Raw genomic sequence first — 17,769 nt, forward strand, 5'->3', positions numbered from 1 at the left:
ACCATAATCGCAGAAGGGAATAATAATGAAAAAATGGCTGTTCTCAGTCGTTGTTCTGTTGGGGTTGAGTGCAAGCGTTGTTGCCAGCGCTAACCCTATTGTTATTGAAGACGTTAGTGGCAGGAAGGTAGAAATCAAATCCGAAGTGAAGCGGATTATTTTAGGGGAAGGTCGACAGATTTATCTGCTGGCTGCCTTTGATACCGAAGCACCATTCCAACGTGTGGTTGGCTGGCGTGATGACCTGCCGAAAGCCGATTATGACGGCTATCTGGCCTATGAAAATAAATACCCAGAAATCAAAAAACTGCCAACCTTTGGTGGTGCGAAAGACGGCACGTTTAACGTTGAGCAAGCATTAACGCTGAAACCCGATTTGGTGTTGATGAATCTGGAGTCCAAGGCCGCAACAGATGAAGGCAAATTGATTGAAAAACTCAGTTCGCTGGGTATTCCTGTGGTGTTTATCGATTTCCGCGAGAAGCCGTTTGAGAATGCAGAGAAAAGTATTCACATCATGGGGCAACTGGTGGGCAAACCAGAGCGTGCAGAAGCGCTTATTAAATTCCGCCGTGAGCAGATTGAGATCGTCACCGATCGGTTGAAAAACTATCAGGGGCCACGTCCTAAAGTGATGATTGATCGCGCGGGTGGCTATGACGAAGAATGCTGCATGTCATTCGGTGATGAGAACTTTGGTCGCATGGTCGAGGCTGCTGGCGGTGACAACATTGCCAAGAACATCATCCCTGGTACCTTTGGTACGCTGAATCCTGAGCAGATTATCAGCTCTCGCCCGGATGTGGTGGTGGTGACTGGCGCTAACTGGAAAAACTACAACACGGCGAATGGCTGGGTTGGCGTCGGACCGGGAGCCGATCAGAAAGAAGCGCTGCAACGCCTGCAAAAACTGATGGAACGCTCAGCATTTAAAACGCTGCCGGTCGCAACCAATGGCAACGCTCATGCTATTTGGCATCAGTTCTATGACAGCCCGTATCAGTTTGTGGCGATTCAGGTATTAGCGAAATGGATGCACCCTGAACTGTTTAAAGACCTCGATCCTGATGCTACATTCCGTACCTTCCATGAGAAGTTCCTGCCGCTGCCTTATCAGCCAGGCTATTGGGTCACGCTGCCTGCGAAGAAATAACGCGATATCCGTCATACTTCAAGTTGCATGTGCGTTGGCTGCACTACTCGACACACTGATGTGTGTCTCGCCCCGCTGGGGCCGCTGCAAGCAGCGTTCAAACCTGCCTCTGGCAGATTTGTCAGTCACCCGAATCACTTACTTGAGTAAGCTCATCGGGACTCCCTCACTTGCCGCCTGCCTGAAACTCGAATTATTTAGGATATATTAGGTAGCTGGTCAGTGACTAGTCCTGATATGGGTTGACAGTTTTCTGCCTGTAAAACGCCTGATGAACCTCATCGGGCGTTTTGTATTTCAGGGCCTGATGTGGCCGCTCATGGTTATAAATCGCCACAGATTCTTTTACCATTTTCCTCGCTTGTGCCAGATTAGCTGGGCGAGAGAGTAAAAACTCATTTTTCAGGATGCCGTTTATCCGTTCAGCCAGCGCATTCTGATAGCAGTCATAACCATCTGTCATTGAACAGGTTATCCCATTTCTCTCATGTACCGACTGGTAAAGCGCTGAACAGTATTGTAGCCCTCTGTCAGAGTGGTGTATCAACGGCCCTTTTGTTTTTCTTTGTCGTAACGCACGTTTGAAGGCTTTTACCACATTTTCAGTTTGCAGATTATCCCCTACATGGTAACCCATGATTTTTCTGGAACAGGCATCCGTGACCAAACTCAGATAGACCGTGCCACTGCGTACTGGTAGATAAGTAATATCGGCGACCCAGACTTGCTCCGGCTGAAGGACAGTAACCTGTTCGGGGCCAGACTTCAGCAAGTTCGGATGCCGGTAAAAACGATGATGGCTGTTGGTCGTTTTGTGGTATGCCCGCTTTACGGGTACCAGAAGCCGGTGTTTACCCAGTAGGCTAAACAGGCGGTCACGCCCGATATTGAGTGTTTCACCTGCCTGACGGTTCAACAGAGAGTGGAGTTTGCGTGTGCCTATACGTGGCTGACGGCACCGAACTCGGGCAATAAAATCAAGAACCTGACTATTGTGTTCATGTCGTTTATTGCACCTTGCATTATGCTGGTACCATGCCTGTCTGCTGTGCCCCAGGAGCTGGCATGCGCGTGTCACGGTGACTTTTGGGGCCTGACTCTGCGCAAGGACTTGCCGGGCCGCTTTTTTACGACACTTACCCCGTAATCATTTTTCAGGACGTTGATAACAGATTCAAAAAACTCAGCTTTCTGATTCGCCAGCTTAAGCTGCTCTTCAAGTTCTTTGATTCTTTGCTCGGGTGTAAGTGGGGTATTTGTCTGAGCCACAAGCAGTTTCCTTTTCATCAGGTCAGGAAGTCCGGGACTCCAGTCAAGCTGGCCATATTTACGCAGCCAGACAAGAACGGTGGAGCGCCCCTGAATGCCATATCGCTGCTGGGCCTGTTTATAGGTCATCTCGCCTTTTTCGACCTGTTCAACGACGGCTATTTTAAAGGATAGAGGATAATCACGTTGGGTACGTTTGAACTCAGTCATCATCACGTTCTCCGTATTTAAGTCAGGGACGTGTCAACGCTATTCAGGACGGATCACAGATAATAAAAAAGCACTGAACCTTATTGGTCAGTGCTTTTTTTATGCATTTTATCGATCGTTCCGCGACATGCACGACGCAAAGAGATATCTACCGTTCATCACAATATAACTGGTGTTCTGTGCCGCCAGATCGTTCGCCCACCGAGGTAGCCACGCAAACGTTTTTCTTTCACTTTATTTCATTACCGATGAATGGATGTTTCTGACGATCGATTATCTTTGTTTGATAGTTTTTGGCTATTTATTTGAGATTATTGAATGGTTTAAGCGATCATTGCTATCAGGCTGTTCGCTTCTGTGTCGATAATTGAGCGTGATAAAGGTATGTCTGATTTTTACGCAAAATGCCATGTCTGGAGGACGAGGGTGTTTATTTTGACATACCGGAATCAGGAAGAAAGATGCAGTATAAAAACTCAAAAATGGAGCGGTTATGAATATCACGCAACGCCTGCTGTTGACGTTTTCGTTAATGTCGCTAGCACTTATTTCATTGGTTATCGTTACTTTATCATTATTATCAGGGTTCCAGTCTCGTTTTGAATATGTTCAGGATAATGCAATTCCCAGTATTCGGGATCTCAATGCCCAAGTGGATAAAGCGAATGCACTATCCCTTCTGCTCTATAAACATCAGAGTACAACAGATAATAGCTATTTACCGCCTATCGAACAGGATATCGCCAAAACACTCAATGAAATCAACGAACTTAATGAGTATTACCTGAAAAATAACGTTTCGGAAAATGAAGAAAACGATAAACGTTTGACCCTGGCTGGTTTTGACAGTGTTAAAGCGATTCGTGCGGCGCTACCTGCTTTTTTGGCAGCCTCTGTAGCCCATCAGGACCTGATTTCCCTCGATTTGATTCAGGGACAAAATGGTGTGGGAGCCAATATTCGTAAATTGATTGATGGCTATCGCGAACAAATTTCGCTTAACCTCAAACTGGGAGATGTGTTACGCGATGAGAATACACGCATCTATGACATGACGTTCACGGGATTGCTGGCTGGCGGCCTCTTGACACTCTTGCTTACCGGTCTGTTTGCTGTCAGTACGATATTGGGCATTAGAAAGAGCCTCAATCACATGAGCCGAGCGATGACGATGGCCAGTACCAGCCTCGACTTGACGATTCAAGCCGACGATCGCAGAAAAGACGAGATTGGGAATACTGCCCGTGCCTTTAATAGCCTGATGCATCGCGTCTCTTCGGCACTGGCTTCGGTGAATGCTTCATCGCAGTCGGTAAGCAGTGCGGCAACGCAGATTGCGGCAGGTAATGAGGATCTGTCAGCGCGTACTGAGGAGCAGGCTGCTTCGCTGGAACAAACCGCGGCCAGTATGACGGAAATCAGTGAAACGGTACGCCAAAATGCGGAAAACACGCAGCAGGCTAGTCTATTGGCGGGCAATGCCAGCCGGATTTCTATCAATAGTGCCGATTCAGTCAGTACGATGTTGAGTACGATGGAACATATTCGTACTAGCTCAGGCAAGATTACCGACATCATTGCGCTCATCGAAGGGATAGCGTTTCAAACTAATATCCTCGCCCTCAATGCGGCGGTGGAAGCGGCACGTGAAATCAAGGACTTGATTGGTGCTTCAAACTCGCTGGTGTCGGCGGGTGTTGAGCAAGCTAGTGATGTAGGGAAAAACATGTCGGCGATGAAAGACGCGATCCAGCAGGTGACGGATTTAGTCAATGAAATCGCTGCGGCGACGGAAGAACAAAGTCAGGGTATCAGCCAGGTACATCTGGCGGTTAACCAGATGGACGATGTGACTCAGCAAAATGCCTCATTGGTCGAAGAGGCTTCTGCTGCCTCGCAGTCATTGCAGGAACAGGCGAGCACATTGAGCCAATTGGTAGGGCAGTTCATTGTGGGACAAATCGCTTCATCGACGTTGATCCCCGCCCTTGCTTCTGCGCCATCTGGCCTATCTGCACCTCGTCTCGCCTCCGCGAAGAAAAAAAATGCACTTGCTCAGGATGACGCGGGCTGGCAGCGTTTTTAATCTATAGAGCCACGTGCCAAACGGCACGTAGCCAAAGGAGTCGATGACAGATGGAGAAAAGAGAAGACCAAGGGAGATGACGGTATGGAGTTGATCGAACATAGTGCGGAAAATCTGGGGAATTATGCGTCGTTACTGACGGAGTTCGAGCATATGACGACGCTACTGACTCAATTAATGAACAGCGATTACCGCACGCTTGATCTGTATCTCAATAATTGCAGTCATCTGATTTTGCGATTTACGGCTATTTATAAATTGATCGGTAAGCCAGAGTTTGAGGATTATTTAAAACATCATGATGCGGCGCTTTACTACAACGTAAACAGTGTTGGGTTGGCATTACGTTTATTTGAGAACATGCTGACGAACATGCGCGATATGATGGGAACTGAGCGTTTACACTAGCGATCTTATGCCTCCGGGGCATTCGCTTACCGGAGGCTATTTGAGCGGTCAATTACCTAGATAGTGGGCTCGCTGACCAACCCGTCGATAATCACCTGCGGTACGCCCTGCGAACAACGCTCAATACGTCCGCGTACGCCATAGACTGCTGACAGGCTTTCTGGGCTAATGACCTCGGCCGGTGCGCCATCGGCAATCAGATTACCGTTTTGCAGCATCAGTACGTGGTCGCCATGACGCAAAGCAATATTGATGTCATGTACTACCACAACAGTGATGATATTGCGCTTACGCGTTTCCTTTCGTACCAAATCCATCACGTGGAATTGATAATTCAGATCCAACGCACTGAGCGGTTCATCCAGCAAAAGCAACGAGGGTTGACGGATTAGCGACTGCGCCAGCCCAACCAGCTGTTTCTGTCCGCCAGAGAGCTGATCAAGATAGCTCAACGCCAGATGCTCGATACCCAACTGACGCAGCAGGGTCATGACTTCATCTTGCTTTTCGGCGTTATGCATGCCGCCGGACGCGCGCTGTGCGACGATAATAGATTCCAGCACGTGCAGGTGAACGCCAGCGGGCAAGGACTGCGGCAGATAAACGACTTTTTCCGCCCGTTGAGCGAACGGGAGTGTCATCAGGTTGGTGTCATCCAACCACAGTTCGCCTTCGGAAGCGTTCAAACCCGCCATAGCGCGTAACAGCGTTGATTTTCCACTGCCGTTAGGGCCGAGTAGCACCGTTATCTTTCCGCGTGGTAATTGCGGTACGGACAGATCGCGGATTACCTGACGTTTAGGATAACCCGCGCGAAAGTGGGAAAGTCGTAATCCAGAAGCGGTTTGCTGGCTCATACGTTCCCTCTGTGACGCAGGATGATACTCAGGAAGAAGGGTACGCCAACCAGTGAGGTGACGATGCCGACCGGGATAATGACGCCGGGAATGAGGTTTTTCGAGGCAACAGACGCCATCGATAGCACCAGCGCACCCGTTAATGCACTGGCAGGCAGATAGAAACGGTGATCTTCACCGAAAATCATACGTGCGATATGCGGAGCAACCAGACCGATAAAGCCGATCGGGCCGACAAACGCGACCGAAATGGCAGACAAGATACTGATACGCAGCAGCGTCGCCAAACGCAAACGGCGAACGTTAATGCCAAAACTAACGGCGCGATCTTCACCCAACCGCAGTGCGGTCAGTTTCCATGAACTCATCAGTGAAATTGGCATAACGATGACCAGCACCAGCAGCAGGACGCCCAGCTTTTCCCACGAGGCGCGAGCCAGACTGCCCATCGTCCAGAACACCAGACCTTGCAGCGTGTCTTCGTTGGCGATGAACTGGAGCATGGAAACCAGCGCATTGAAGGTGAACACCAGCGCGATACCGAACAGCACGACGCCGGAGGTGGCGACCTGCGTCCAGCGCGTAATGCCATCAAGCAGCAACGCTGCCAGCAGAGCAAAGATAAAGGCGTTTGCAGAAATAAACCACTGAGCCGGAATGCCGGGGATGCCGATTCCTAGGACGATAGCCAACGCCGCGCCGAATGCGGCGGCGGAGGAAACGCCAAGCGTAAACGGGCTGGCCAGCGGGTTGTTCAGGATCGTTTGCATTTCTGCGCCAGCCAGGCCGAGCGCTAGCCCGACGATAATGGCCATCAACGCATAAGGCAGACGAATATCCCAGACGATCACGCGTGTGCCTGCATCTGCGCTGGCCGGGTCGGTCAGCGTGTTCCAGAGCACATCAAGCGTGAGTCCCGAAGGTCCCATCGTGAAATCCAGCAACAACGAGCCGATGATGATCAACAGCAGTATCGCCATCACACCCACGCGGCGTCGGATGATGCCGCGATAGTTGTCCATAATGGTGTTGGCACCCGCGGCAGTATTGCGGATACCCGGTTCAGTGGTTGTACTCATGAAAAATTACTCACCTTGTTTCCAGGCAAAGATAAAGTCGCTGTCAGGCAGCGAGGTGAAATTTTGAATAATATGGTGATACGTGTCATCAGGATTCAGGTTGGCAAACGCCTGAGGATAAATATCTTTTGCCAGATATTCCATACCGACAATGTTGTAGGGATGGTTGTAGAAATGGTGGTAAACGCCATAGACGCGCTTAGCTTGAACCGCTGGGATCTGGCTAATACCGGTGCGGCTTAGCAGCACATTCGCCTGAGTGCTAACGTCTTCGACAGTCGCGCCATAGCCTAACGGCAGTACCTGACTGTTACCACGTTTAGAGCCTGTCATGATGTAGGCGTCAGGTTTCATGCTGATGATTTTTTCCAGCGAGACAAAGCCTGATGCACCTGGCAGCAAACCCGAACCAATATTTGTCGCGCCGACGGCTTCCACCAATCCGCCCCAGCCGCTGCTGCTGTGCGTGAAGCAGCAGGAATCCGAATTTCCGGCAATCGGCTCAATAAAAACGCTAGGTTTTGGGGTTATCGTGGCAGTTTTCTGCTGAATAGCATCAAGGTGCTTACGGTAGAAATCGGTATATGCTTTGGCGTTGGCTTCGCGGTTCAGAACCTTGCCTAACAGATCGACACTGGGGGCGGTATCTTTAGCCGGATTCACTTCATAATCGACAAACAGTACGGGAATATTCAGCGCGCTGAGCTTGTCAATCACACCGCTTTCCTTTAGTGCCGGTTTGGCTCGTAACTGGGCAATCATCAGATCGGGCTGTTTTGACAGCACACTTTCCAAATCGACGTTGCCTTTGTCACTGAAACCCATATCCAGAATGCCGACGGACTGAGGCCATTTTCCTTTCAGCATGTCCCAGGTTGCCGTGTCCTGTTTTTTCGCTAAATTGTTCCAGGCGACCAGACGCTGAAAGGGATTATCGCGGTCAAGTAATGCCATCGTCATAATATCGCGGCCGTCTTGAAGAATGATGCGCTGCGGCTCTTGTTTAATGGTGACACTTCTGCCGTCGAAATCGGTAACGGTGAGAGGGTATTGGGTCGCGTAGCTGAAGAGTGGAGCGGAGAGTAAGGCAGTTAGGAGGAACGATCTTACTGATTTTCTTAACATGGTGGCGATCCTAATTCACAATTTATCAATGTGATGAAGTTATCAGTGTAATGAGTTTGATAATTATTATCGTATAATGATAAACAATGCGTATACAGGATTCATATGTAAAGAAAAATAACAACTCCGACCCGATTTCATTTTTATGAGAATGGGCCGGAGTGGGCCGAGATTAGCGCTTCAGCGCGTCACTCAGTTCTTCGCGGATGGTACCCAGAATAGCTTTCACCACACGCGGGTTACCAGCAACCAGATTGCCGGATGCCAGATAGTTATGGCCGCCAACGAAGTCCGTCACGATCCCGCCAGCTTCACGTACCAGCAGTTCGCCACCCGCAAAATCCCACGGCTTCAGACCGATCTCAAAGAAACCATCAACGCGACCTGCGGCCACATAGGCCAGATCCAGCGCGGCAGAACCCGTGCGACGGAAATCCGCACACTGGGTGAACAGTGCGCTAACGACGTTGATATAACTTTTGCTGTGTTGTTTTAATTTGAAGGGGAAGCCTGTTGCCAGTACGGTGCCTTCCAAATCGCGGGCAGTGCTGCTACGCAGACGATAGCCGTTCAGTTGTGCGCCCTGACCGCGGGTAGCACTAAACAGTTCATTGCGCATAGGATCGTAAACAACGGCAACTTCGGTACGGCCTTTAATGCGAACCGCGATAGAAACAGCGAAGTGGGGTAAACGTTTGATGAAGTTGGTGGTGCCATCCAGAGGATCGATAACCCATTGTACTGCCGGATCTTCACCTGCCAGCTCGCCACATTCTTCACCAATGATGGTGTGCTGTGGGTAAGACTTGCGGATGACTTCAATGATCAGACGTTCTGCATCCCGATCGACGTTGGTCACAAAATCATTGCTGCCTTTCTGGCTAGCTTCGACGGCGTCTGGCGTTTCATAGTTTTTGGCAATCAAATTACCGGCTTTACGCGCAGCGCGTATAGCGATGTTGAGCATCGGATGCATGGTATCGGTCCACTGGAATGTTAAAGAACGGAAAGCGGCGCAGAGTATAGCAGCAGGAAAGTAAAATATCTATACACGTCATTCTTCAAGCCGCATGTGCGTTGGCTGCACTCACTCACCCGAATCACTTACTTGAGTAAGCTCATCGGGATTCCTTCATTTGCCGCCTTCCTGCAACTCGAATTATTTAGTGTATAAGTTTGTGTTAAGGTATGGCGGTTTCCTTTTCGCATGACTTCCTTTCGCACAACAGAGTACATAATGTTAGACAATATTCGCATTGTTCTGGTTGAAACGTCGCACACTGGCAATATGGGATCAGTGGCCAGGGCGATGAAAACCATGGGGTTAAGCAAACTTTATTTGGTCAATCCATTGGTTAAGCCTGATTCGCAGGCCATTGCGTTGGCCGCAGGCGCCAGCGATGTTATCGGCAATGCCACCTTGGTTGATTCGCTCGATCAGGCGCTCGAAGGATGTAGTCTGGTGGTTGGCACCAGTGCGCGTTCCCGAACTTTGCCTTGGCCGATGCTGGAGCCGCGTGAGTGCGGTGTTCGCAGCGCACAGGAAGCGGAGCACGCGCCGGTAGCGCTGGTGTTTGGGCGTGAACGTGTGGGGCTGACGAATGATGAACTGCAAAAATGTCACTACCACGTGGCGATTCCTGCTAATCCAGAATACAGCTCGCTAAATCTGGCGATGGCGGTACAGATCATCGCTTATGAAGTGCGTATCGCGCATTTGGATCGGTTACAGGCCGAGCAGCCTGAGCATGAAGAATCGCCGTACCCGCTGGTCGACGATCTGGAACGCTTTTATCAGCATCTTGAGCAGACATTGCTGCAAACCGGATTTATCCGACCGGCACATCAAGGGCAGGTGATGAACAAGCTGCGTCGCTTGTTTACCCGCGCCAGACCTGAAGCTCAGGAACTTAACATCCTGCGTGGAATACTCAGCTCGGTACAAAAAACACACGACGAATAATACTTGAGTGTTTTACTCGGTTAAATAGTTGACTAAAATACTCGGGAATGTCAGACTCGCGGTATGTTCTGCCAATACATGTTTTCATAATACATGTTTTACCTACAGGTACCACTATCATGAGACTGACATCCAAAGGCCGTTACGCCGTTACCGCCATGCTCGATGTGGCTCTGCACTCCCAGGAAGGGCCAGTTCCATTGGCGGATATTTCCGAACGCCAAGGTATTTCACTGTCTTATCTGGAGCAGCTATTTTCGCGCTTGCGTAAGAACGGACTGGTTGCCAGTGTTCGTGGCCCAGGCGGCGGTTACCTGCTGGGTAAAAACGCGAATGAAATTGCTGTTGGTATGGTTATTTCTGCCGTCGATGAGTCTGTTGACGCAACGCGTTGCCAGGGTCGCGAAGGCTGTCAGGGCGGCGATCGTTGCCTGACGCACACGCTGTGGCGCGATCTGAGCGACCGTATTACTGACTTCCTGAATAACATCACGCTGGATGAGCTGGTGAATAATAAGGAAGTATTGAACGTTGCGGATCGTCAGGATGCTGACACACGCCGCACCGCCAATGGACGTATCCAGGAAACGATCAACGTTAACCTGCGCGCCTGATATACCTTCAATGTGACAGGCTCTTTGTGACGAGTAACCTTTACTCGTCACGTTTTGCCTTTCTGATAGCCGCATAATTCTGACCACATTACCCAATGTGGGGTTGGCGTTAATCCGACTGTCACGGCGTATTCTGACGATAAATTGTTCTGACGATAACATCGTCAAATTTTTTGCATTGGCCCGAGAGGTTGCGGGTATAAACAGCCTGTCAATAAAACAAAACGCATTGTACGTTTTGAAGTGATGTACGGAGTTTATGAGCAATGAAGTTACCTATCTATCTCGATTATTCAGCTACCACGCCGGTTGACCCGCGCGTCGCTGAGAAAATGATGCAGTGTTTGACTTTGGACGGTATGTTCGGCAATCCGGCTTCCCGTTCACACCGTTTTGGCTGGCAGGCGGAAGAGGCGGTTGATATCGCCCGTAACCAAATTGCTGAGCTGGTTGGTGCCGACCCGCGTGAGATCGTCTTCACGTCAGGCGCGACCGAAGCCGATAACCTCGCCATTAAAGGTGCTGCCAACTTCTACCAGAAGAAGGGCAAGCACATCATCACCAGTAAGACCGAACACAAAGCCGTGCTGGATACCTGCCGTCAACTCGAACGTGAAGGCTTCGATGTCACTTATCTGGCACCGCAGCGCAACGGCATTATTGACCTGGCTGAACTTGAAGCTGCGATGCGTGAGGACACCATTCTGGTTTCCATCATGCACGTCAATAATGAAATCGGCGTTGTGCAGGATATCGCAGCCATCGGCGACATGTGCCGTAGCCGCGGCATCGTGTTCCATGTCGATGCCACGCAGAGCGTAGGCAAACTGCCTATCGATCTCAGCCAGTTAAAAGTGGATCTGATGTCTTTCTCCGGCCATAAAATCTATGGGCCGAAAGGGATCGGAGCACTGTATGTTCGCCGTAAACCCCGTATCCGCCTCGAAGCGCAGATGCACGGTGGCGGACATGAGCGCGGTATGCGTTCTGGCACCTTGCCTGTGCACCAGATTGTCGGTATGGGCGAAGCCTACCGCATCGCGAAAGAAGAGATGACTGCAGAAATGGATCGCCTGCGTATGCTGCGCGATCGTCTGTGGAACGGTATTAATGATATTGAAGAAGTCTATCTGAATGGTGATATCGAACAAGGTGTGCCCAACATCCTGAACGTCAGCTTCAACTATGTTGAAGGTGAATCGTTGATTATGGCACTCAAGGATCTGGCGGTATCGTCCGGTTCTGCCTGTACGTCGGCCAGTCTGGAGCCCTCCTACGTGCTACGTGCGTTGGGTATGAATGATGAGCTGGCACATAGTTCGATCCGTTTCTCGCTGGGGCGTTTTACCACCGAAGAAGAGATCGACTACACCATCGAGCTGGTGCGTAAATCTATCGGCCGTCTGCGCGATCTTTCTCCGCTGTGGGAAATGTTCAAGCAGGGCGTGGATATCAGCAGCATCGAATGGGCGCATCATTAATTCACCAGAGCGGGGACGACTATCATGGCTTACAGCGAAAAAGTAATTGATCACTATGAAAATCCACGCAACGTGGGTTCATTTGACAACGCCGATCCTTCTATCGGCAGCGGCATGGTCGGCGCGCCAGCGTGCGGCGATGTGATGAAGTTGCAGATAAAAGTCAACAACGAGGGTATCATCGAAGATGCCCGCTTCAAGACATACGGTTGTGGTTCTGCCATTGCCTCCAGCTCGCTGGTCACAGAGTGGGTAAAAGGCAAATCGCTGAATGAAGCTGAAGCGATTAAGAACACGCAGATTGCCGAAGAGCTTGAGCTACCGCCAGTGAAGATTCACTGCTCCATTCTGGCGGAAGACGCTATCAAGGCAGCGATTGCGGATTACAAAAGTAAACGCGACGCGCAGTAATCTCTGCGGCTGAACTCGTCGGGGCACCGTGGCTATCGGTGCCTGATACCGTCGAGTTGGCGAACGATCGAGGTAACAGTATGTCGATTTCTCTGAGCGAAAGTGCGGCACAACGCGTGAGCGCTTTCATCGCAAACCGGGGCAAAGGCCTTGGGCTGCGTCTTGGCGTACGGACATCCGGCTGTTCCGGTATGGCGTATGTGTTGGAGTTTGTTGATGATTTGAACGACGGTGACACCGTCTTTGAAGACAAAGGCGTCAAAGTCATCGTGGACGGCAAAAGCCTGGTCTATCTTGACGGAACCGAGTTGGATTTCGTTAAAGAAGGGCTGAACGAAGGCTTTAAGTTCAATAATCCTAACATTTCCGGCGAATGTGGTTGCGGCGAAAGTTTCAACGTCTGACCCCTCTTGGGTAGTGAGCGTGCGATCGATTCATGACACGCGCTGCTACCCAGAACTCCCAGAGTACCACTATGGATTACTTTACGTTATTCGGGCTGCCTATTCGCTATGATGTGGATGGTGGCCTGCTTGCATCCCGTTTTCAGGACTTGCAACGGCAGTTCCATCCTGACCGTTATGCTGCCAGCCCAGAGCGCGAGCGTATGCTGGCGGTGCAGCAGGCAGCGACGATCAATAACGCCTATCAGGCGCTAAAACATCCGCTGAAACGCGCGGAATACATGCTGTCGTTGCACGGTTTTGATGTGAACAATGAGCAGCATACGATGCGTGACACCGCATTCCTTATGGAACAGCTTGAACTGCGCGAAGAGTTGGAGGCGATCTCACAACGGTCTGATGCTGATGATGCGCTGACGATCTTCGCCGAGCGGTTGCAGGTAATGATTGGCACTCGTCGTTCTCACATGCGTCATGAACTGGATAATGAGACGTGGACAGACGCTGCGGATACCGTGCGCAAGCTACGCTTTTTAGACAAACTCCAGCAACAGGTTGAAGAACTCGAAGAACAATTGCTGGACAGATAACTCGTTAATCCGGTGGGAAAGCCGATGGTGATTGCCATTCAGGTTTTTCGCCAGCCAATTGATGGAAGCTCAATATGGCCTTATTACAAATTAGTGAGCCAGGACTCAGTGCGGCACCGCACCAGCGACGTCTGGCTGTTGGTATTGATTTAGGCACCACCCATTCTCTTGTTGCCACCGTGCGTAGCGGCGAAGCTCAAACGCTGGCGGATAGCGACGGGCGCGATCTACTGCCGTCAGTTGTCCACTATCGTCACGATGGCCACAGCGTCGGCTGGCAAGCACGCGACAATGCTGCCCACGATCTTGAAAATACCGTCAGTTCAGTCAAACGCCTGATGGGGCGTTCTCTGGCCGACATTCAACTGCGTTACTCCCATTTACCTTATCGTTTTCACGCCAGTGATAATGGCCTGCCGCTGATTCAGACCTCTGCTGGTAGCCTGAATCCCGTTCAGGTGTCTGCGGATATTTTGTTTGCGCTGGCTGCGCGTGCGGAAGCGGCGTTAGGCGGCGTGCCTGATGGCGTGGTGATTACCGTTCCTGCGTATTTCGATGATGCACAGCGTCAGGGTACCAAAGACGCGGCGCGTCTGGCTGGGCTGCACGTATTACGTCTGCTCAACGAGCCAACCGCTGCGGCGATTGCTTATGGTCTGGATTCCGGTAAAGAAGGGGTGATCGCCATTTACGATCTGGGTGGCGGCACTTTTGATATTTCCATTCTGCGTTTAAGCCGTGGCGTCTTTGAAGTGCTGGCAACCGGCGGTGATTCTGCGCTGGGCGGTGATGATTTCGATCATCTGCTGGCGGAGTGGCTGCGTGAGCAGGCAGGTGTTCACGATCGGAACGATCGCCAGTTGGATCATGCGTTTCGTGATGCGGCGGTGAAAGCCAAGATTGCACTCAGCAGCGCCGATGCGATCGATGTGGATGTTGCTGGCTGGCAGGGAACTATTACCCGCGAACAGCTTGATGTACTGATTGCCCCGTTGGTGAAACGCACGCTGCTGTCCTGTCGTCGTACGCTGAAAGACGCGGAACTGACGGCAGAAGACGTGCAGGAAGTGGTGATGGTCGGCGGCTCGACGCGTGTTCCATTGGTGCGTGAGCAGGTGGGGACATTTTTTGGTCGTACACCGCTGACGTCTATCGATCCCGACAAGGTCGTGGCGATCGGCGCGGCAATTCAGGCGGATATTCTGGTAGGCAACAAGCCAGACAGTGAAATGCTGCTGCTGGATGTGATCCCCTTGTCGCTCGGGTTGGAAACGATGGGCGGGCTGGTGGAAAAAATCATTCCGCGCAATACCACGATCCCCGTTGCTCGCGCGCAAGAATTCACAACCTTTAAAGACGGCCAGAGCGGCATGATGATCCACGTCTTGCAGGGCGAGCGTGAAATGGTGGCGGATTGCCGCTCGCTTGCTCGCTTTTCACTGCGCGGTCTGCCGCCGTTGCCTGCCGGTGGGGCTCACATTCGCGTGACCTTTCAGGTCGATGCGGATGGCCTGCTGAGCGTTACGGCGATGGAAAAATCGACGGGCGTCGAAGCCTCCATTCAGGTTAAACCGTCATACGGTTTGAGCGATACGGAAATTGCCACGATGATCACCGATTCGATGCTGAATGCGAAGGAAGATGTCGGGGCGCGTCGTCTGGCAGAGCAAAAAGTGGAAGCGGCTCGCGTGCTGGAAAGCTTGCACAGCGCACTGGTGGCTGATGCAGCGTTATTGAGCAATAACGAAAAAGGTATCATTGTCGCGGCATCCGAACACCTGCACACGATGATGCAGGGAAGCGATCCCGTGGCAATTGAAGCCGCGATTAAAACAGTCGATCAACAAACCCAGGAATTCGCCGCCCGTCGCATGGATGCTTCTATCCGGCGTGCGCTGGCAGGCCATTCTGTGGATGAGGTGTAACATGCCTAAGATAGTCTTTTTACCGCATCAGGATCTGTGTCCTGAAGGCGCGGTTTTGGAAGCGGAACGCGGTGAAAGTATTCTGGAAGTCGCCCTGCGTAACGGTATTGATGTTGAGCACGCCTGCGAGAAATCATGTGCCTGCACCACCTGCCACTGTATCGTGCGTGAAGGCTTTGACTCGCTGGCAGAAAGCACGGAAGAAGAAGATGACATGCTGGATAAGGCCTGGGGGCTGGAACCGGAAAGTCGTCTGGGCTGTCAGGCGCGTATCGCTGGAGACGATCTCGTCGTCGAGATCCCGCGCTATACGATCAACCATGCGCGTGAGCATTGATCTGAATAGGGAGGAGCCGTTATGGGATTAAAATGGACAGACAGTCGGGCTATTGGCGAAGCACTTTACGACCAGTTTCCCGATCTCGATCCGAAAACGGTGCGTTTCACCGATATGCACCAGTGGATCTGCGAGCTGGATGAATTTGACGATCGGCCGGATGCCTCCAATGAAAAAATTCTGGAAGCGATCCTGTTGGTCTGGTTAGATGAAGCCGACTAAGTAATATGACGGGGCTACCAGGTTAATGCCGAGCGTTTGAGAACCGAGATACATGGAGTGACCACGGGGCGAGGTATCCCCGCGGGAACCTCATCCCCGCGTTGCTCCTGGTATGAGACTTACGTGACCAGCATTAGGCTGATGGCCCATTTTATTTTCGTGCCAAAATTCGTAACATTTTCATGTCATGATGCACGGTTTATGTATCTGCAAATATGAAAAGCACCTGCAAACATGAAAAGTGGCAGGAATATCCATTATCGGAGAAGCACTATGACGAACAATACCATGCTGATTTCACTCTCCACTCAACCAGCTGACGCGCGCTGGGGAGAAAAAGCGACGCTGAGTGTGAATGAGCAGGGTTTTACCATTCATGTTGGGACGATGTCACTGAATGGCAAAGCTGCACTGGCAACGATCCAGCGTGCCGCCCGCAAAATCGATGGGCAGGGGATTAAACACGTTACGTTAGCGGGTGAAGGCTGGGATCTGGCAAACAGCTGGGCATTCTGGCAGGGCTATCGTGGGCCGAAAGGGCAAAGAACGGTTGAATGGGCGGAACTGAACGACGCCGACAAGAAAGAGCTGAACGACCGCCTGAAGATTGTTGACTGGGTGCGTGACACCATCAACCTGCCTGCTGAAGATTTGGGGCCAGAACAACTGGCGACCCGTGCGGTTGACCTGCTGTGTGACGTGGCCTGTGACTCCATCAGCTACCGTATCACCAAAGGCGAAGATCTGCGTGAACAGAATTATGCCGGTCTGCATACGGTCGGTCGCGGTTCTGAACGTCAGCCAGTGCTGCTGGCACTGGACTATAACCCGACGGGTAATCCAGATGCGCCTGTGTTCGCCTGTTTGGTCGGCAAAGGGATTACGTTTGATACCGGTGGTTACAGCCTGAAACCGAGTGGATCAATGGATTCCATGAAGTCAGACATGGGCGGTGCGGCCACTCTGACTGGTGCACTGGCGCTGGCGGCGTCACGCGGTTTGCAACAGCGTGTGAAACTGTATCTGTGCTGCGCAGACAACATGGTGAGCGGCAATGCATTCCGTCTGGGCGATATCATTCGCTACCGCAATGGTAAAACGGTTGAGGTGATGAACACCGACGCGGAAGGGCGTCTGGTGCTGGCGGATGGTTTGATTGATGCTTCCGAGCAGAATCCACAGTGGATCATTGACTGCGCGACGTTGACGGGTGCCGCGAAAATGGCGCTGGGCAACGATTATCACGCACTGTTCAGCTTTGATGATGAGCTGGTTGCGGCATTGCAGGAAAGCGCGAAAGAAGAAAATGAGCCGTTCTGGCGTCTGCCGCTGGAAGAGTTTCACCGCAGCCATCTGCCGTCCAGCTTTGCCGATCTGAACAATATTGCCAGTGGCGCACACACCGCCGGTGCCAGCACGGCAGCCGCGTTCTTGTCGCACTTTGTGAAAAATTACCAGCAGGGCTGGCTGCATATCGACTGTTCGGCAACGTATCGTAAAGGTGCGGTAGATCAGTGGGCGACGGGCGCAACGGGACTCGGCGTGCGTACGCTAGCGAATCTCCTGCTGAGCAACGCCAAGTAGTCGGTCCAGGTTTGCTATTTACAGAATGTGTTGAGAATTAAAGCCGCGCTG

At 51.4% G+C, this 17,769-nt stretch carries 18 protein-coding genes; 13 read left to right on the top strand and 5 right to left on the bottom strand.

What is annotated here, in order from left to right:
* Positions 1-25: 25 nt before the first annotated feature.
* Positions 26-1,153, top strand: coding sequence for an ABC transporter substrate-binding protein (locus DUT67_RS06235; protein ID WP_048261505.1), 1,128 nt, complete (start codon positions 26-28; stop codon positions 1,151-1,153).
* Between the two features lie 226 nt (positions 1,154-1,379).
* On the opposite strand, the gene DUT67_RS06240 is transcribed toward DUT67_RS06235, so the two are convergent.
* Positions 1,380-2,635 (bottom strand): IS3 family transposase gene (locus DUT67_RS06240; RefSeq protein ID WP_113628139.1). Its coding sequence is split into 2 segments (ribosomal slippage): positions 1,380-2,284 and positions 2,284-2,635, totalling 1,257 coding nucleotides; the frame shifts between segments, so codons are not numbered across the junction.
* A gap of 490 nt (positions 2,636-3,125) precedes the next feature.
* On the opposite strand from DUT67_RS06240, the gene DUT67_RS06245 reads away from it, so the two are divergent.
* The gene (locus DUT67_RS06245) at positions 3,126-4,718 is read left to right on the top strand and encodes a methyl-accepting chemotaxis protein (RefSeq protein WP_113632957.1); all 1,593 of its coding nucleotides are present in this window, start codon (positions 3,126-3,128) and stop codon (positions 4,716-4,718) included.
* An 84-nt stretch (positions 4,719-4,802) separates the two neighbouring features.
* Positions 4,803-5,126 carry a hypothetical protein gene (locus tag DUT67_RS06250; protein WP_113632956.1) on the top strand — a complete coding sequence of 108 codons (324 nt, stop codon included), beginning with the start codon at positions 4,803-4,805 and terminating at the stop codon, positions 5,124-5,126.
* 56 nt (positions 5,127-5,182) lie between these two features.
* Here the strand turns inward: DUT67_RS06250 and DUT67_RS06255 are convergent, their stop codons facing one another.
* The 4 genes from DUT67_RS06255 to suhB all read right to left on the bottom strand — a co-directional run bounded on the left by DUT67_RS06255 (position 5,183) and on the right by suhB (position 9,163).
* Complete coding sequence (locus DUT67_RS06255; protein WP_011094762.1) at positions 5,183-5,983, bottom strand: ABC transporter ATP-binding protein; 801 nt, start codon at positions 5,981-5,983, stop codon at positions 5,183-5,185.
* Positions 5,980-7,062 carry an iron ABC transporter permease gene (locus tag DUT67_RS06260; RefSeq protein ID WP_113632955.1) on the bottom strand — a complete coding sequence of 361 codons (1,083 nt, stop codon included), beginning with the start codon at positions 7,060-7,062 and terminating at the stop codon, positions 5,980-5,982. The genes DUT67_RS06255 and DUT67_RS06260 overlap by 4 nt, the downstream gene beginning before the upstream one ends.
* A 6-nt stretch (positions 7,063-7,068) precedes the next feature.
* Positions 7,069-8,187, bottom strand: coding sequence for an ABC transporter substrate-binding protein (locus DUT67_RS06265; RefSeq protein ID WP_113632954.1), 1,119 nt, complete (start codon positions 8,185-8,187; stop codon positions 7,069-7,071).
* 172 nt (positions 8,188-8,359) lie between these two features.
* Positions 8,360-9,163, bottom strand: a complete 804-nt coding sequence (gene suhB / locus DUT67_RS06270) for an inositol-1-monophosphatase (protein WP_048261498.1) — start codon at positions 9,161-9,163, stop codon at positions 8,360-8,362.
* A gap of 261 nt (positions 9,164-9,424) precedes the next feature.
* Here suhB and trmJ point away from each other — a divergent pair, with 261 nt between their 5' ends.
* The 10 genes from trmJ (at position 9,425) to pepB (ending at position 17,718) form a co-directional block, all read left to right on the top strand.
* Positions 9,425-10,150: a tRNA (cytosine(32)/uridine(32)-2'-O)-methyltransferase TrmJ gene (gene trmJ, locus DUT67_RS06275; RefSeq protein WP_113632953.1), complete on the top strand. Its 726-nt coding sequence runs from the start codon at positions 9,425-9,427 to the stop codon at positions 10,148-10,150.
* A gap of 119 nt (positions 10,151-10,269) precedes the next feature.
* A complete protein-coding gene (gene iscR, locus DUT67_RS06280; protein WP_039306127.1) occupies positions 10,270-10,764 on the top strand; it encodes a Fe-S cluster assembly transcriptional regulator IscR in 495 nt (164 codons plus the stop codon).
* A gap of 266 nt (positions 10,765-11,030) precedes the next feature.
* Positions 11,031-12,245 carry an IscS subfamily cysteine desulfurase gene (locus DUT67_RS06285; RefSeq protein WP_113632952.1) on the top strand — a complete coding sequence of 405 codons (1,215 nt, stop codon included), beginning with the start codon at positions 11,031-11,033 and terminating at the stop codon, positions 12,243-12,245.
* A 24-nt stretch (positions 12,246-12,269) separates the two neighbouring features.
* On the top strand, positions 12,270-12,656 hold the full coding sequence (gene iscU, locus DUT67_RS06290) for a Fe-S cluster assembly scaffold IscU (RefSeq protein WP_005970177.1): 387 nt from the start codon (positions 12,270-12,272) through the stop codon (positions 12,654-12,656).
* 80 nt (positions 12,657-12,736) lie between these two features.
* Complete coding sequence (iscA, locus tag DUT67_RS06295; protein WP_010307854.1) at positions 12,737-13,060, top strand: iron-sulfur cluster assembly protein IscA; 324 nt, start codon at positions 12,737-12,739, stop codon at positions 13,058-13,060.
* A 71-nt stretch (positions 13,061-13,131) separates the two neighbouring features.
* Positions 13,132-13,650, top strand: coding sequence for a co-chaperone HscB (hscB, locus tag DUT67_RS06300; RefSeq protein ID WP_113632951.1), 519 nt, complete (start codon positions 13,132-13,134; stop codon positions 13,648-13,650).
* A 74-nt stretch (positions 13,651-13,724) separates the two neighbouring features.
* Positions 13,725-15,575, top strand: a complete 1,851-nt coding sequence (gene hscA, locus DUT67_RS06305; RefSeq protein WP_113632950.1) for a Fe-S protein assembly chaperone HscA — start codon at positions 13,725-13,727, stop codon at positions 15,573-15,575.
* A gap of 1 nt (position 15,576) precedes the next feature.
* Positions 15,577-15,912 (top strand): ISC system 2Fe-2S type ferredoxin, encoded by a 336-nt coding sequence (gene fdx, locus DUT67_RS06310; protein WP_005970171.1) that lies wholly within the window; start codon positions 15,577-15,579, stop codon positions 15,910-15,912.
* 21 nt (positions 15,913-15,933) lie between these two features.
* Positions 15,934-16,134 carry a Fe-S cluster assembly protein IscX gene (gene iscX / locus DUT67_RS06315; protein WP_005970169.1) on the top strand — a complete coding sequence of 67 codons (201 nt, stop codon included), beginning with the start codon at positions 15,934-15,936 and terminating at the stop codon, positions 16,132-16,134.
* Between the two features lie 273 nt (positions 16,135-16,407).
* Positions 16,408-17,718 carry an aminopeptidase PepB gene (gene pepB, locus DUT67_RS06320; RefSeq protein WP_113632949.1) on the top strand — a complete coding sequence of 437 codons (1,311 nt, stop codon included), beginning with the start codon at positions 16,408-16,410 and terminating at the stop codon, positions 17,716-17,718.
* Positions 17,719-17,769 lie beyond the last annotated feature (51 nt).

Source organism: Pectobacterium peruviense (assembly GCF_003312355.2).
GTDB classification, from domain to species: domain Bacteria; phylum Pseudomonadota; class Gammaproteobacteria; order Enterobacterales; family Enterobacteriaceae; genus Pectobacterium; species Pectobacterium peruviense.

Excerpts from the sequence above, each read along its gene's own strand:
- DUT67_RS06235 (WP_048261505.1), top strand. The coding sequence starts at position 26 with ATGAAAAAATGGCTGTTCTCAGTCGTTGTTCTGTTGGGGTTGAGTGCA.
- DUT67_RS06245 (WP_113632957.1), top strand. The coding sequence starts at position 3,126 with ATGAATATCACGCAACGCCTGCTGTTGACGTTTTCGTTAATGTCGCTA.
- DUT67_RS06250 (WP_113632956.1), top strand. The coding sequence starts at position 4,803 with ATGGAGTTGATCGAACATAGTGCGGAAAATCTGGGGAATTATGCGTCG.
- DUT67_RS06255 (WP_011094762.1), bottom strand. The coding sequence starts at position 5,983 with ATGAGCCAGCAAACCGCTTCTGGATTACGACTTTCCCACTTTCGCGCG.
- DUT67_RS06260 (WP_113632955.1), bottom strand. The coding sequence starts at position 7,062 with ATGAGTACAACCACTGAACCGGGTATCCGCAATACTGCCGCGGGTGCC.
- DUT67_RS06265 (WP_113632954.1), bottom strand. The coding sequence starts at position 8,187 with ATGTTAAGAAAATCAGTAAGATCGTTCCTCCTAACTGCCTTACTCTCC.
- suhB (WP_048261498.1), bottom strand. The coding sequence starts at position 9,163 with ATGCATCCGATGCTCAACATCGCTATACGCGCTGCGCGTAAAGCCGGT.
- trmJ (WP_113632953.1), top strand. The coding sequence starts at position 9,425 with ATGTTAGACAATATTCGCATTGTTCTGGTTGAAACGTCGCACACTGGC.
- iscR (WP_039306127.1), top strand. The coding sequence starts at position 10,270 with ATGAGACTGACATCCAAAGGCCGTTACGCCGTTACCGCCATGCTCGAT.
- DUT67_RS06285 (WP_113632952.1), top strand. The coding sequence starts at position 11,031 with ATGAAGTTACCTATCTATCTCGATTATTCAGCTACCACGCCGGTTGAC.
- iscU (WP_005970177.1), top strand. The coding sequence starts at position 12,270 with ATGGCTTACAGCGAAAAAGTAATTGATCACTATGAAAATCCACGCAAC.
- iscA (WP_010307854.1), top strand. The coding sequence starts at position 12,737 with ATGTCGATTTCTCTGAGCGAAAGTGCGGCACAACGCGTGAGCGCTTTC.
- hscB (WP_113632951.1), top strand. The coding sequence starts at position 13,132 with ATGGATTACTTTACGTTATTCGGGCTGCCTATTCGCTATGATGTGGAT.
- hscA (WP_113632950.1), top strand. The coding sequence starts at position 13,725 with ATGGCCTTATTACAAATTAGTGAGCCAGGACTCAGTGCGGCACCGCAC.
- fdx (WP_005970171.1), top strand. The coding sequence starts at position 15,577 with ATGCCTAAGATAGTCTTTTTACCGCATCAGGATCTGTGTCCTGAAGGC.
- iscX (WP_005970169.1), top strand. The coding sequence starts at position 15,934 with ATGGGATTAAAATGGACAGACAGTCGGGCTATTGGCGAAGCACTTTAC.
- pepB (WP_113632949.1), top strand. The coding sequence starts at position 16,408 with ATGACGAACAATACCATGCTGATTTCACTCTCCACTCAACCAGCTGAC.